The sequence below is a fragment of the Leptodesmis sp. genome, assembly GCF_052746595.1.
The window spans coordinates 1-13162 of sequence record NZ_JBRAGO010000112.1 but is presented as its reverse complement, the minus strand read 5'-3'; the positions used below and the strand labels follow the sequence as shown (position 1 = coordinate 13162).

The 13162-nt window shown below is 47.6% G+C and carries 16 protein-coding genes and 2 pseudogenes; 8 read left to right on the top strand and 10 right to left on the bottom strand.

Annotated elements, in window-relative coordinates; all coding sequences use genetic code 11:
• The coding region (locus ACUVQO_RS19465; protein ID WP_445927489.1) for a transposase at positions 1–245 on the top strand (245 nt) is incomplete at its 5' end.
• A gap of 6 nt (positions 246–251) precedes the next feature.
• Positions 252–362: pseudogene (locus ACUVQO_RS19460) on the top strand (transposase); the annotation flags it as partial.
• Between the two features lie 227 nt (positions 363–589).
• Here ACUVQO_RS19460 and ACUVQO_RS19455 read toward each other — a convergent pair.
• The 5 genes from ACUVQO_RS19455 to ACUVQO_RS19435 form a co-directional block, all read right to left on the bottom strand.
• On the bottom strand, positions 590–1825 hold the full coding sequence (locus ACUVQO_RS19455; RefSeq protein WP_445927490.1) for an ATP-binding protein: 1236 nt from the start codon (positions 1823–1825) through the stop codon (positions 590–592).
• A gap of 8 nt (positions 1826–1833) precedes the next feature.
• Positions 1834–2049 carry a hypothetical protein gene (locus ACUVQO_RS19450; RefSeq protein WP_445927488.1) on the bottom strand — a complete coding sequence of 72 codons (216 nt, stop codon included), beginning with the start codon at positions 2047–2049 and terminating at the stop codon, positions 1834–1836.
• 107 nt (positions 2050–2156) lie between these two features.
• Positions 2157–2393 (bottom strand): SIR2 family protein, encoded by a 237-nt coding sequence (locus ACUVQO_RS19445; RefSeq protein WP_445927487.1) that lies wholly within the window; start codon positions 2391–2393, stop codon positions 2157–2159.
• Positions 2394–2422: 29 nt separating this feature from the next.
• Positions 2423–2620 (bottom strand): hypothetical protein, encoded by a 198-nt coding sequence (locus ACUVQO_RS19440; RefSeq protein WP_445927486.1) that lies wholly within the window; start codon positions 2618–2620, stop codon positions 2423–2425.
• Positions 2601–3254, bottom strand: coding sequence for a Type 1 glutamine amidotransferase-like domain-containing protein (locus tag ACUVQO_RS19435; RefSeq protein ID WP_445927485.1), 654 nt, complete (start codon positions 3252–3254; stop codon positions 2601–2603). Before ACUVQO_RS19435 ends, ACUVQO_RS19440 begins: the two co-directional genes overlap by 20 nt.
• Positions 3255–3664: 410 nt before the next feature.
• On the opposite strand from ACUVQO_RS19435, the pseudogene ACUVQO_RS19430 reads away from it, so the two are divergent.
• From ACUVQO_RS19430 to ACUVQO_RS19410, 5 genes and pseudogenes are all read left to right on the top strand, one after another.
• Positions 3665–3784: pseudogene (locus ACUVQO_RS19430) on the top strand (IS4 family transposase); the annotation flags it as partial.
• Between the two features lie 107 nt (positions 3785–3891).
• The gene (locus tag ACUVQO_RS19425; RefSeq protein ID WP_445927484.1) at positions 3892–4074 is read left to right on the top strand and encodes a hypothetical protein; all 183 of its coding nucleotides are present in this window, start codon (positions 3892–3894) and stop codon (positions 4072–4074) included.
• On the top strand, positions 4071–4181 hold the full coding sequence (locus ACUVQO_RS19420; protein WP_445927483.1) for a CU044_2847 family protein: 111 nt from the start codon (positions 4071–4073) through the stop codon (positions 4179–4181). The genes ACUVQO_RS19425 and ACUVQO_RS19420 overlap by 4 nt, the downstream gene beginning before the upstream one ends.
• A gap of 584 nt (positions 4182–4765) precedes the next feature.
• The gene (serS, locus tag ACUVQO_RS19415) at positions 4766–6046 is read left to right on the top strand and encodes a serine--tRNA ligase (protein WP_445927482.1); all 1281 of its coding nucleotides are present in this window, start codon (positions 4766–4768) and stop codon (positions 6044–6046) included.
• A 130-nt stretch (positions 6047–6176) separates the two neighbouring features.
• Positions 6177–7139: a tetratricopeptide repeat protein gene (locus ACUVQO_RS19410; RefSeq protein WP_445927481.1), complete on the top strand. Its 963-nt coding sequence runs from the start codon at positions 6177–6179 to the stop codon at positions 7137–7139.
• 350 nt (positions 7140–7489) lie between these two features.
• On the opposite strand, the gene ACUVQO_RS19405 is transcribed toward ACUVQO_RS19410, so the two are convergent.
• Both ACUVQO_RS19405 and ACUVQO_RS19400 read right to left on the bottom strand, forming a co-directional pair.
• The gene (locus tag ACUVQO_RS19405) at positions 7490–8491 is read right to left on the bottom strand and encodes a zinc-dependent alcohol dehydrogenase family protein (protein WP_445927480.1); all 1002 of its coding nucleotides are present in this window, start codon (positions 8489–8491) and stop codon (positions 7490–7492) included.
• Between the two features lie 159 nt (positions 8492–8650).
• Positions 8651–9982 (bottom strand): Nramp family divalent metal transporter, encoded by a 1332-nt coding sequence (locus ACUVQO_RS19400; RefSeq protein WP_445927479.1) that lies wholly within the window; start codon positions 9980–9982, stop codon positions 8651–8653.
• 551 nt (positions 9983–10533) lie between these two features.
• On the opposite strand from ACUVQO_RS19400, the gene ACUVQO_RS19395 reads away from it, so the two are divergent.
• Positions 10534–10821 carry a hypothetical protein gene (locus ACUVQO_RS19395; RefSeq protein WP_445927478.1) on the top strand — a complete coding sequence of 96 codons (288 nt, stop codon included), beginning with the start codon at positions 10534–10536 and terminating at the stop codon, positions 10819–10821.
• A 248-nt stretch (positions 10822–11069) separates the two neighbouring features.
• Here ACUVQO_RS19395 and ACUVQO_RS19390 read toward each other — a convergent pair whose 3' ends face one another.
• The 3 genes from ACUVQO_RS19390 to ACUVQO_RS19380 form a co-directional block, all read right to left on the bottom strand.
• The gene (locus ACUVQO_RS19390; protein ID WP_445927477.1) at positions 11070–11705 is read right to left on the bottom strand and encodes a foldase protein PrsA; all 636 of its coding nucleotides are present in this window, start codon (positions 11703–11705) and stop codon (positions 11070–11072) included.
• 689 nt (positions 11706–12394) lie between these two features.
• Positions 12395–12703, bottom strand: coding sequence for a hypothetical protein (locus tag ACUVQO_RS19385; protein WP_445927476.1), 309 nt, complete (start codon positions 12701–12703; stop codon positions 12395–12397).
• 60 nt (positions 12704–12763) lie between these two features.
• Positions 12764–12937, bottom strand: a complete 174-nt coding sequence (locus ACUVQO_RS19380; protein ID WP_445927475.1) for a hypothetical protein — start codon at positions 12935–12937, stop codon at positions 12764–12766.
• Between the last annotated feature and the right edge of the window lie 225 nt (positions 12938–13162).

The following is a 13162-nucleotide window of genomic DNA, read 5'->3' as shown; positions in this document are numbered from 1 at the left end:
AAGCCTTTGCTGAGCGCATTCGTGGGTATTGGGGCGTAGAAAATAAGGTGCATTATGTCCGAGATGTGACTCAGGAAGAAGATGCTTGCCACATTCGCACATCACCTCTCATTCAACTTTGGGCTCTGGCACGTAACTTTACCCTCAATTTATATCGTGATCAGGGCTTTCAAAATATGGCTCAAGCCCAACGTCGGGCTGGGTTCAGCCTTAATACACTGTGTACCCTGTTTAGAATGAAATAACCCTGTGGCGCAATGGAGGGAATCAACAACCGAATTAAATTGATTAAACGGCAAGCTTATGGCTTTGTCAATTTCAACAATTTTCGAGAAAGACTATTAGCATGCTTCCCTGATTAGATAAAGTTATCACCGTGCTAACGGGAGAACCAGACTGTTCTGCACCCATGTCTGCACAGACTGTCCACTCGTGATTGCCTGTTGCAAAGCATCGATTTGTTTGCCAGTTTAAAACTGCTGTAAAGATTGTGCTGCTTGTAATCTAGAGATTTCAACACCGCGACGATAACCAGCAATGCCTACCGAGGATACTAATGCTAAAACTACTATGGGTAGTATCGTTTCTTTCACAATCCGTATCCTTTCTCTCCAACGCTGCTTCTTTGCTTTTCTTCCAGATACCGTTTTCGCCACTCCAGAATGGCTGTAGCCAGGAAATCGTGGAAGATCTCATAGCGGGGTATATCGGATTGGTCCGTGCCAACCGATCGAATAATCCGCTGATCTTTGGCGAGTTTTTGGAGTAAGTCATCCAGTTCCGTTGACTTACACCCAACCAGGTTCGCCAGATCAGCCACGGAGTAGGCATACTTGGTTCCTGAAGGGGTTACCAGATACTGGAAGCTTCTAGCCGCAATGTCTTGCTCGTTGGCAGAGAGGCCATGCATGATCTCAACTACGTGATCCTGAACAATCTTCTGGATGGCACTGGTAATTTTTTCGGTGTCATCTTTGGCGTTGCGATCGGCCAGTCGAGTTAACATTTGCAAGTTCAAATAGCGGGAATTGGCTTTCACCATCTCATCCCAGAGGCGAATCATCACCAGTTGCAGATATGGAGTAAGAAGTTGATTTTCCCGAATTGGTTCAAGTTTATCCAGTCCGGCACGTCCGTCACCGCCTTGTTTAACCCGAGGAATTCTCTGTAATAGTGCATCCACCAGATCGGGAGTAATCTCAACAGCTTGTTCCGGTGCAACTTTCTGGTTGTAGTGCTCAATGGGTTGCACGATCGCCTCCTGGGCCGACGGCTTATCCAGGTACTCAAGCGGCAAGCAAATATCCAGAATCCCAGGAATGTACTCTCTCAGACGATTCAACTTGGCATAGGAGTCCTCTCGCAGCGAAATGAGAAAGTTAACGTGCAGATCTGGGTAAGCGATCGCTTTTGAGATCTCAGCAATTAAGCCTCCTTCCTGTTCTTCCTGGGGGTGATATTGGAAGTACTCCTCAAACTGATCCAGAATAATGAACAATCGACCATCCAGACTGTCTTCTCCAAGCTGCTCAATCCAGGCTTGGAGAGTCTCAACAAAGGAGAGTCCAGGATCGGGAGGCTGCATCGGGAAGCCACTTTGCCCCATATCCGCAGCAATTTGTTGGATTAGGCTTTGCAGGGGATCCTGCTGCCAAAAACGCTCACCTTCCAGCGATGGAAAAATGACTACAGCCAGTTTCGGACACCCATAATCCTCGATATTTTGCTGGGCTTCTTGCCGCAAAGCATGGATCACTCCCGCTCGCAGGACTGAACTCTTTCCGACCCCACTTTCTCCGTAGAGAATCGTTAATGGCCAGGACAGGAGATTGTTTATAATGCGCTGCGTATCCCCGGATCGTCCAAAAAAATCTCCGCATCGGCTTCAGCATAAGGGTTAAAGCCCTTATAAGGGACACTGGGGAAATTTTCAGTCATTGGATGAGAACTGGATGGAAAGCCTTCTGCTACAGATGTTGTCACTCCAACCTCAGCTTGTACATCTGAATCGGAGATGGTTTCCTGGGTCATATCGGGGTCGGGTACCATCTTGTTCTCTCCTTACCACTTCATTTCACTTGCTCTTTAAGCTCCTGCTTGAGGGCACTTACAAAGTCTTCTAGGGAACAGGCAATTGACAGCAATTTGACATTTCGCTAATCTTCCCACATCTTTTTCTCTAAATTGCCAGGTTGAGATTGATGGACAAGTTGCGACTTGTTAGGGAGTTTATCTTCTTGCCATAATCGATGCACGATCAGTTGCAGATCCGAGTCATTCGGGCTGTATCCCAAGAATAAAACACTACTCTTTTTAAGAATACTACTTAATGCACCTGGCAGATTCTTGGTCGGAGCACTGGCCAGATAATTCAGATGATCCTCAGCCACCACAAAGTTGTTCTCCCAGGTGCCATATAGTTTCAGAATGATTGGGTGAGGTACAGGCCCTTTTCCATCTGTGAGCGAACTGGGAGTTTGTCATACTTCTCCGGATTCTTAATAATCCCTGCTTCTGCTCCATAGGGCTTATGTTTATACCGTCCCCGCTCCTCACCATCCGCCACGTAAAAGACAACATCATAGGGTTGATTGGCTTCATCAAAAGCTTGCTCTAACAATCGATCGTAGTTGATTGTCAGTAATTACTCGCTTGAGGAAAGGAACCTGGATAAAATCACTCCGGTAAATACCTTTGGTATTGGGATGAAACGGATCGTTCAAAATTTCTGAACTGAGTACACCGTCACGCGATGGGGCGTAATAGTAGTCGCCTAAAATTGCCATCCCGGCACTGGTTCCCGCGATCGGCACTCGTTTTTGATTAATCAAGTAATTGATCGTGGTTTCGATTTCAGTACCTTCCCAGTAATCTTCATAGGCATCCTGATTCCCCCCCGCAATAAAGAGAAAATCAGCACGACGGAGATGGCGAATCACGTCTGGATCATTGGCAGCCTCTCGGCTGTCGATCGACAGTTCCGCCGCTGAATTAACAAAACCTCGATAGTTATCGCAGATCCAGGCTGCCTGCCCGCCAGTCCCGCCCGATCGCAGGACTAAATAATTTCCCCCCTGCGCCCGCTTGAGAAACCAGCGAGTGGCCGCATCTTCTCCCGACTCCCCGCCTTCTGCTCCCCCAATTAGCAGAATGCCGGAGGTCAGTTTGACATGAGTCTCCCGGTCAGTACCACATTCCAGTTGATAGTCAAAGAAACTTTGATTATCCCTGCGTGCGATCGATGGGTTGATCATATAATTCACCTCTTATATTCGTCTTAACGATTTTGTTTTAATTAGGAATAAGCATTCAGCAATTCATTCAGCAAGCTGTAAAGCGGTTCTCTTGATGAATGGAGAACACCCATTAAAATCTGATTATATCTATTATCTAATCATCAGCCACCGATGGAGCAACTTTATATTTATAAATATTTCTCAGACTATATTTAGATTCAGTTGTTTACATAATGTGAAAATCAGTAGCTTAGCGAATGACTCACCTGATTCTCACTGCTCAAAAAGCAACATATTGCAATATCGTAATCATCATATACGCGGAGCATCGTATTGCCCGCAGCGTTAATTTACAGGAGAATAGAGTAAATGTCATAATTAAGAGAATACGGCACCTGCAAGACCGTTTCCAACTCCTTTCTTCAGTGCAAAATGCCTTTTTAACCACCGACCGGGAGTTCGTGGGTCAAGACTGGTTAGGGTATTTGTTACAGCGTCCAAAAACGCCGATTCGTGCTCGGATTCGCACATCTGAACACCTGGGGGATAGATTGACTCATTTCACTAACCAAACTCTATATCGTGTGATGGAATAGCCCATGAATGATCCAGAATTTCTGGCTTTTGAATTCTGGCTTTTGAAGTAGACAGTCAAGTGTACAAAATCACTGCAACCCCTCAACCCACCCAGGAGGATGACGAGTATAAGACGTATGGACTGCGAGAGACTACGATCGCCCAGATGCAACGTACTCAACCAATGATTCGTATCTGTGCGATTCAGACAATCAGCACATTTCACGATCTGGGATTGCGGAGGTACAGGAAGCAAATTTGAAGTTTGGAGTCAGGCTCGGTGGCAAAGCGGGCTGTCCCTACATCACAGAGGGGTCTGCGGAGAGTAACTTAGAAATTTCCGTCAAATGTATTTTTCCAGGCCATTAAAGTGCGATCGGCAGCGGCACGAGGCGTTCTTTTGCCAGTTCGTTATTGACATATAAGGCTCTTTTTCAGCAGGTAGGGCTCTTTTTCAGCAGGCAATTTAGAGGATTGCATACTATTGATCCAGTTCCATTGGCTAAATCTCTGTTGTATTTAGGGACGGTGGATGACGTTGTTGATCAGCCACTTTCATTTCTTCAGCCAGTTCTCGAGTCAGGAAATAGTTGAGAAGTGATCTTGGAAACCGAGACAAGCACTTACCCCTCCTGGTTGCAAGCGGCTGCCGAGAGTGATAATCCTAACATTTGTACAGCCTCACTAACTGGTCTTCTTTGTAATTGTGACATACTCCTGGCACTGACTGCCTAAGACACTGAGGCTGCAAAGCCCACGCTCACATGGAGCGGTTGAGTTATTTCGTCCACAACGAGTAAATCACTGCTGAACGCTTCTATGAGCCAATTGAGCAATAAGTCCTACAAGCCCTTTAAAACTCAAAACTGATCTAGCAAAGGCGGTGTATCCTGAACTAGGGATGTAACCGTTCCCTTAACAGTTAGTCCTTGAGAACTCATTGAGAACTATCCGTGCTTGACCTGAAGTTAATCCGCGAAAATCCAGACCTGGTGCAAGAAAAGCTGAACCGCCGTGGCCCAGGCTATGACATTCAGCCGATCGTGGAACTGGATCGGCAACAAAAAGAGTTGGAAAAGACCCGATCGCAACTCCAGGCCCGCAGCAACGAGATCGGTAAACTGGTCGGCCAGAAGATGAAGTCGGGCAGCAAGCCGGATGATCCAGAAGTGGTAGCCCTGAAAAATGAAGGAAACGATCTGAAAGCCACCCTGAGCGAACTGGAGCCCCAGGAAAGAGACCTGAAAGCCCAGATTGAAGCCTTATTGCTAAACTTGCCCAACTTGCCTAGCGATTCCACCCCGATCGGCAAAGATGAAACAGAAAATGTTGAAGTGCGTCGCTGGGGAGATGAGTACAAGCCCACTGGTGACAAGTTCCTGCCTCATTGGGAAATTGGTGAAAAGTTAGGCATTCTGAACACCGAACGAGCCACCAAAATTGCTCAAAGTCGCTTTGTTGCCTTAATTGGAGCCGGAGCCGCTTTAGAACGAGCCTTAATCCAATTCATGCTCGATCACCAAACCGCCACAGGCTATGTCGAAGTCTTGCCTCCCTTCCTGATTAACAGCACCTCTCTCACCGCCACGGGGCAACTGCCCAAATTTGCCGAGGAAAGCTTTAAGTGCAGTGACGACGATCTCTGGTTGGCACCTACGGCAGAAGTTCCTGTTACTAATTTTTATCGGGATGAAATTCTTTCCTCGGAAGAGCTACCCATCTACCACTGTGCCTATACGCCCTGTTTTCGTCGGGAAGCCGGCAGCTATGGCAAAGATACCCGTGGTCTGATCCGGTTACACCAATTTAATAAAGTGGAGCTGGTGAAGCTGGTTCATCCTGATACCTCTGAACAGGAACATGAAGCCCTGGTACACGATGCTGAAGCCATTCTCCAAGCCCTGGAACTGCCTTACCGGGTAATTGAACTATGTACCGGAGATCTGGGCTTTGGGGCGGCGAAATGTTACGACCTGGAAGTGTGGCTACCCGCAGCAGGAACCTATCGGGAAATTTCCAGTTGTTCCAACTTCCGCGACTTCCAGGCCCGACGCGGCAATATTCGCTTTAAGGAGCCTGGCCAAAAAGGAACCCAACTCGTTCACACGCTGAATGGTTCTGGATTAGCGGTAGGCCGAACCATGGCTGCTGTTCTGGAGAATTACCAGCAACCCGATGGCAGTGTGCGAATTCCAGCAGCCCTGCAATCCTATTTGGGGCGTGATATTTTGTAGAAAGCCTTGCCACTCTCCCGGCTGCTTTTTCAGATTCGCTAGTAGAATAGCGAACAAATTTTGCATTAAATTGCTTGCCGAACTTTAGTTTCCTGTGTAAGATCGACCCCTCAGAACGGGATGAGTAGTCATGCGTTCGATCAAAGACAGTAGCGAGTTGGGACATGAGAGGATTTTGAGGATGCAGGTGTGGCAAGCAAATCAAGTCGGCTTCCTGGGAGTCCTCCTCGGAAGTTCCCTGTTGTTAGCTCCAATGACTGATTTCGCGATCGCAGCCTCCCCTGCACCCATCGCTCAGAATGCTCCCCAATCTGCAGAAGCGATCGTGAATCAGGGACTGCAATACATTCAGCAAGGCAAGCTGAATGAAGCGATCGCCGCCTTTCAACGAGCTGCCCAGATGGATCCCAAAATGGCCGCTGCTCACTATAATTTGGGTCTGGCATTACGGCAACAGGGACAGTTACAGCCTGCCGCTACGGCTTTCTATCAGGCCACTCAAGCCGATCCTAAGTTTGGTCTGGCCTATGCCAACCTGGGAGCAGCCCTGTTAGAAGGAGGGAATGTAGCCCAGGCCAGAGATTATCTGAAACGAGCGATCGAACTGGATCCCCGCATGGGACTGGCGCACTACAACCTGGGATTAGTCCTAGAGCAGCAACGCGCTTATGATCAGGCCGCCGTCACGTTCAAAAAAGCCATGGAACTCACCCCTAATGCGCCAGAGCCTCCCTATCACTTAGGACTGGTACAGCTGCAGCAAGGAAAAGAGCAAGACGCTTTAGCCTCTTTTCAACAGGCCATTCGGATCAATCCCCGCTATGCAGAAGCTTATTACAACATCGGTGCAATCTTGTTTCGGCAGAACAAACTTGATGAGGCATTGAATGCCTTTCGGCGATCGGCAGAATCCAACTCAAACTATGCCAACGCCTACTATGGAGCAGGTCTGGTGTTTATTAAGCAAGGCAAGTTACAGGATGCTCAGACTGTGTTGCGCTACGCCAAGGACTTGTATACCAGACAGGGCAACACATTATGGGCCACGAAGGCTGACCAAAATTTGCAAAAAGTGATGCCAGGAACCCGATGAATACTCCTACTCAGCCCTCAGTTCCTAATTACCCTGGCAACTGAAGTCACGGCTATCCGGAGAAAACCTGCCGACACAGGTTACTGAACCTCTTGATTGTATTAAGTCTGCATCGACAGACTGGGGGAGTGTAGTCGCGGTTTTAACCGCGCCGGATACTTTTCAAACACTCTCTAAGAGTCTATTACTTGGTGGTCAGAAAACTCCTGAAACCCCTGTAAATCAAGGATTCTCACCGAGACAGCGATCTTGAGTTTTATCGGGCGAACGAACGAGGGCAAGGGGTTTCAGGCGCTGTTTTGGTCGTTCAGGTTATCCATCATGAGACTCAAAAAAGTTTTCTGCACCACTCAGGAGTCTATTATTAGCACCAACTTTCCAGTTGTTGAGCCAGTTTCCAGACAGCGGTGAGCTTCAGCCGCTTGAGCCAACGGGAAGGTTTGGGCGACATGAATCGTAAGATTTCCTTGATCAATCAGGCGGGCGCATTGTTCCAGAATTTTGGCCTGAGCGATTTGCTCTTCCACCAGACCTTGCAGCATCGGGGTAAGCATGAGTTCCAGACTAATGCGTAAGTTTCGGTTACGAGCAATTTTCCAGTTGGTGGCCGGATCCGGCTCCAGAAGGGAAACAATATCACCGTAAAGTTGAACGGCGGCAAAGCTGTTGCTAAAAGTCGTGCCACCAACCGTATCAAACACAACATCCACACCCTGGCTTTTTGTCCAATCCATGATAGCAGTGACAAAATCGGTCTGCTTGTAGTGAATGATGCACTCGGCTCCCAGCTGCCGCACAAGTTCAGTTTTTTCAGGGGTACTGACCGTAGTGGCCACGATCGCGCCCTGTAACTTCGCCAGTTGAATCGCCACATGCCCCACCCCTCCGGCTCCAGCATGAATCAGCACCCGCTGTCCTGCCTGAAGTCGGGCACGATCGTAAAGAGCTTCCCAGGCCGTGATTAACACCAGAGGAGCCGCTGCGGCGGCTGCAAAACTGATCGAGGCAGGCTTACGGGCTGCAAATCGTTCGTCTACCACGGCCCATTCAGCATAGGTACCGGGATGTCCGCCTAAGCCACCATTACAGAAGTAGACTTCATCGCCAGGACGAAACTTCTGCACGGCACTACCGACGGCTTCCACAACTCCAGCCCCATCACAGCCTAGAATGGCAGGCATCTGGTCAGGGTAGAAAGTTCCTCGCTTCCGCAGTTTGGTGTCGATCGGATTAACTCCCGCCGCTTTTAGCCGTACCAGGAGATCAGTACCTGCCTGGAGAGTAGGGGTCGGCACATCCGCTAATTGCAAAACATCTGGACTACCGGCTGCCGTCATTAATACTGCTTTCACGCTCTACCTCTCTATCATTTGTCGATCGTTCAGTATTTTACCTGAGATGAATTACGCCATCCGCTTCGCTTCCTGTTAAATGGAACCTTTCTCACGCCTTGCATATCAAGCCAATCGTTAACGAATAACCAATGACCAACGACAGATGACCAGTACCCCTTAGCCTAGCCAGCCCAAAAAGGTTTGCACCAGCAGCCACAGGTTTAAACCTACGATAATCATTGCCACAGCCCAGGCAAAGACTTTCAGCCAGAAGGGGTTTACGAAATCGCCCATCACGCGCCGATCGCTGGTAAACATCACCAGAGGCACCACTGCAAAGGACAGTTGCATACTCAGAATCACTTGACTGAGGACCAGCAGATTGCCTGTACTCTGCTCACCAAAGATGAGAATGACAATAATGGCTGGAACGATCGCCGTTAACCGAGTGGATAAACGACGCAACCAGGAGGGAAACTTAAGTTGGATAAATCCTTCCATCACCACCTGTCCGGCCAGGGTTACGGTTAAGGTGGAACTCTGCCCAGAGGCTAACAGCGCCAATCCAAAAATAGTACTGGCTGCACTCACACCGACTAGCGGCGACAGCAGTTGATAGGCATCTTGCAGTTCGGCGACATTATAATGTCCGGCTTTATGGAAAGTAGCCGCCGCAACGACCAGGATGGCCGCATTAATAAACAGGGCCAGGGTCAGGGCAATCGTGGAATCCAGAGTACCAAAGGTAATGGCTTCTCGTTTTTTCTCTGGGGTATTTTGCCATGCCCGTGTCTGGACAATAGAGGAATGGAGATACAGGTTATGGGGCATCACCGTTGCGCCCAAAATCCCGATCGCGATGTACAGCATTCCAGGATTGCGTAAAATCTCCTTGCTGGGTAAAAATCCCAGTGCGATCGCGGAGACATCAGGACGGGCAAACCAGATCTGGGTCGCAAAACAGATCCCAATCGTAGACACTAGCATAATGACCAGGGCTTCCACATAGCGGAATCCTTTGCGCTGGAGAGCCAGCATCGCCAGGACATCCAGAGCGGTAATACAAACCCCCCAGATCAGCGGAATTTTAAACAGTAACTGGAGGGCGATCGCACTTCCCAATAGCTCTGCCAAGTCACAGGCAGCGATCGCAATTTCACATAGTACCCATAGGATAAACGTCACTCGGGGGCTGAAGTAGTCTCGACAGGCTTGAGCTAAATCTTTACCAGTTACCACTCCCAGCCGCACACACAAGGACTGAAGCAGCACCGCCATCAGGTTGGACAGCAAGATCACACTCAAGAGGGTATAGCCAAACTGAGAACCTCCTGCAATATCGGTAGCCCAGTTACCTGGATCCATATAGCCCACCGATACTAAATAGCCAGGGCCAGCATAGGCCATTAACTTACACCAGAACCCTTTCCCGGCAGGAATGGGAATGCTCCGATGCACTTCTGGCAAACTGGATCGAGGGGAAGCCACAGACATAACCGCCTCTTTCATAATTCTTTCATAATTCAATCTAGCATTCTGTGTCACCCTGAAAGACAGCTTCAGGAAACTTCATATCTTCCATTTGATAGGAGTAGCGCTTAATGGAAATCGCCTCCCGCAATCGCGTATTTTATCCGTTTGCAAACAGGCAGGGGTAAACGTCGATCAGGAAGCGATCACTTCAAAAGTTAACTCAGCGAGGAGTTGATCAACTTTGGCTTATCAGTGATCTAAGATTTTGAATGTTGTCCACTTCAAATCTGCCTTGAGCTATTCCCACAATCACTCAATCGGATTTAACTCCGGAGAATAAGGCGGTTGAAACAACACAATTATATTTTCTGGCACAACCAAACCCTAACTCGTTTGAAACCATCTGTTATCAACTTGAAGAATGTTGAGACTCTCTAGACATGCTTTGAAGAACTCATCGAGGAACGCTTGATGGCATTAGGTATCAACATAGGAACTTCTCTATAGCTGCTAAAGCCATGATTCGCATCTTCTAGTCGCTTTGCTAAAGCCGCTTCTGCCCAATGTAAGATTTTCTCCCATTATCCATGCTGACAGTTCCCCCCGACACTCAAACCGATTGGTCACTGATTGCTCATCAGTTTGAGGCGATCATCGGCAAAAACGGAGTGGTGCGCCGCAAAGAAGAACTCCTGGTATACGAATGTGACGGGTTAACCAGCTACCGTCAGCGGCCTACGGTCGTCGTACTTCCCTGCACCACTAAAGATGTAGCAGCGATCGTTAGCAGTGAGAGAACAGGAATATATCGGAACAATTACTTGCACAACTCTTGGCACTGCTGCTGGAACCAGTACTGGAAACGTGAACCGTAATGGATTGGTCAATAGCGCTGGCCGCATCGCCTGATGTACTCACTTCACTTTTGGCGGTTGCGATCGCTCGTCCATCTGCCGAAACGACTCGCTTAAAGATGACCCTGTAGTTACTCATTGTCTTGTTCTCCCAGGTTGTAAGGATTGAGCCAGTAATTCAGTTCTCCATTCAGCCATTCTCGGAATAGACGTTGCAAAATTTCCTGGCGATTTTCAGGCGTGAGTTGGGCAGTAATAAATTCTTCGACTCACAACAGGTGAAAGCCTTGCTCCGTTCGTACCGGAGGAATAATCTGTCCAGGATCGGCAGCAAACACGATAGCGGCAATCTCTGGTTTCAGACTCCAGCGATACAATTTTCCTTCATAGCCACAGTACTGTCGGCGATTAGGGTCAATATCGTATAGGTGGGCAGCTTCAAAAAAGCTAATTTCTGATTCCTCAATTTGATAAAACAATTCAGTAGCCAACTGTTCGTAAGGCACAATAATTTGATAGAGCACCACCTGATCAAAGTCTGGGCGATTCTGGGCAAAGTAACTCTCGACCTCGCTCCCAAACAGATGCTCCATCAACTTTTGAGTCAGCAGGCGATCGCGAATTCCCGCCTCCCACTCTTCAGGCGTAATCTGTTGATCAGATAACCAGGCGAAGGTATCGGCGGCTCTCTCTAAATGGTACTCTCGACGCTGACGATCGGCTTCGGCTTGAATTTCTTGTGAGTCAACCTCAATTCCTCTGACAGCGGCGGCTCGATTCACAATCGCCTGTTGCAGTACGCCCAAACGAGCCTGTTGATACTGGAGATTTTTTTTCAAGAAGCTAACCAGCTCATCTGCACTGATGTTACTGCTGCGATCGCCCACCATTTCAAGCACCTGCATGGTTAAGTCCCATACTCTTGACTGTCTATCTTGCTATTTTGTTTCGGCAGTTCCCTATCTTGCATAATTTTGAATCCGTTAATCATAGCAGCTAGGGGGCACTATCACCACTATCATTTTAGGCCTATGCTTGTGCCCATTGCCTCTATCGAAAGTTCATTCAGGAGCATAGTAAAGCCCAAATCCGGGGAATACCCGACCGGACATTCCGGTACGCACCAGATTGGGAGCGGGTGCAGGTTTCGAAGGCTTGAGCCTGAGCAGAAACAGCCCATAGGCCAACTAAAAGAGAGCCGATCACGCTCTTGAAAAAAAGATGAATAAATTGAGTCATCGCAAACCTCAATCGGTAATTCTAATGGTTTTAATTAGGAATAACTAGAATCATCCTGACTCCTGAGGGCTTCCTACCAAAACTCAGGAGAAGCCAGCAATCAATGATACCCATCAAATGGGTATTGTCTGTACCCAATCCTCCACCGATATTGCCTGAGTCAGTGAGATTTGAATGATTGGATGAAGTAGATCACTCTTTTACAGAAAGTAGGATGGGCAAAGCAAAGCATGCCCATCAACCCGTCAAGATTAAGATAGGCACGAAAGAACCCTTTTTCCATCCTACGCCTACGCCTACTAGAATCATTCTGACTCGCTGCTTAAACTTTTTAAGATAATTTGATACACAAACTTTAAATGGCTGTACCGAAGTATAAAGACTTGCTTGAAACCCTAGAAGAGGAATAACCTGTGCCATCCGTTGAAATGGCACTGGCTTTTGCGGAAGCAGAAGTGAAGTCAGTATAGGGAGTTATGGGGCGAATAGTAACTGTAGTTTTGGTGGTTGTTACAGTACTGTCTCCGAGGGCAAGTCCTGTTGCTGTAGCATAACCAACTCCTGGCCCTGCGTAGGTAGTAGCTGAAGCAAAGGTATAGCCGCTTCCAAATAATGCATTTTGTGGTGAAATAGACTCTAGATAGTCCAATTCATCCAGTATCATAAAAAACCTCAGTAGAATAGCGACTGATTGTAGAAAGGAGGGAAAAGCAGCAAATTACCTTCACAGATAGTTGCCAACTACCTTAGTGGCACTGGAAGAGAAAGGAGTAAGTTTGACAAAAGAATAGATCTTGGTGGAAAACTTAATTTTTGCACTGTAGTCGATAGGAGTTGTAAAACCACCAAGAACTTCTTTTTGTGCAGCTTCCATGTAGTTCAGATCAGAAATAATCATTGGAAATCTCCTTGAGTGATTACTGTTCTTTTTGTTCCAACTCTTTTATTTGAGTCGTTATCTATAACATAATGGATTCATTTTTTTGAAGTTGCCATTTTGGCAGTTTTATGTTCTTCAATCAATAAAATGAAACCGCATCCTCCCAGAATGAAACATAAAATTATTTTTAGGGTGCGTGTCACCTTCTTGGTAGGAAAATTAGGCTAGAGGAGAAGAATATCC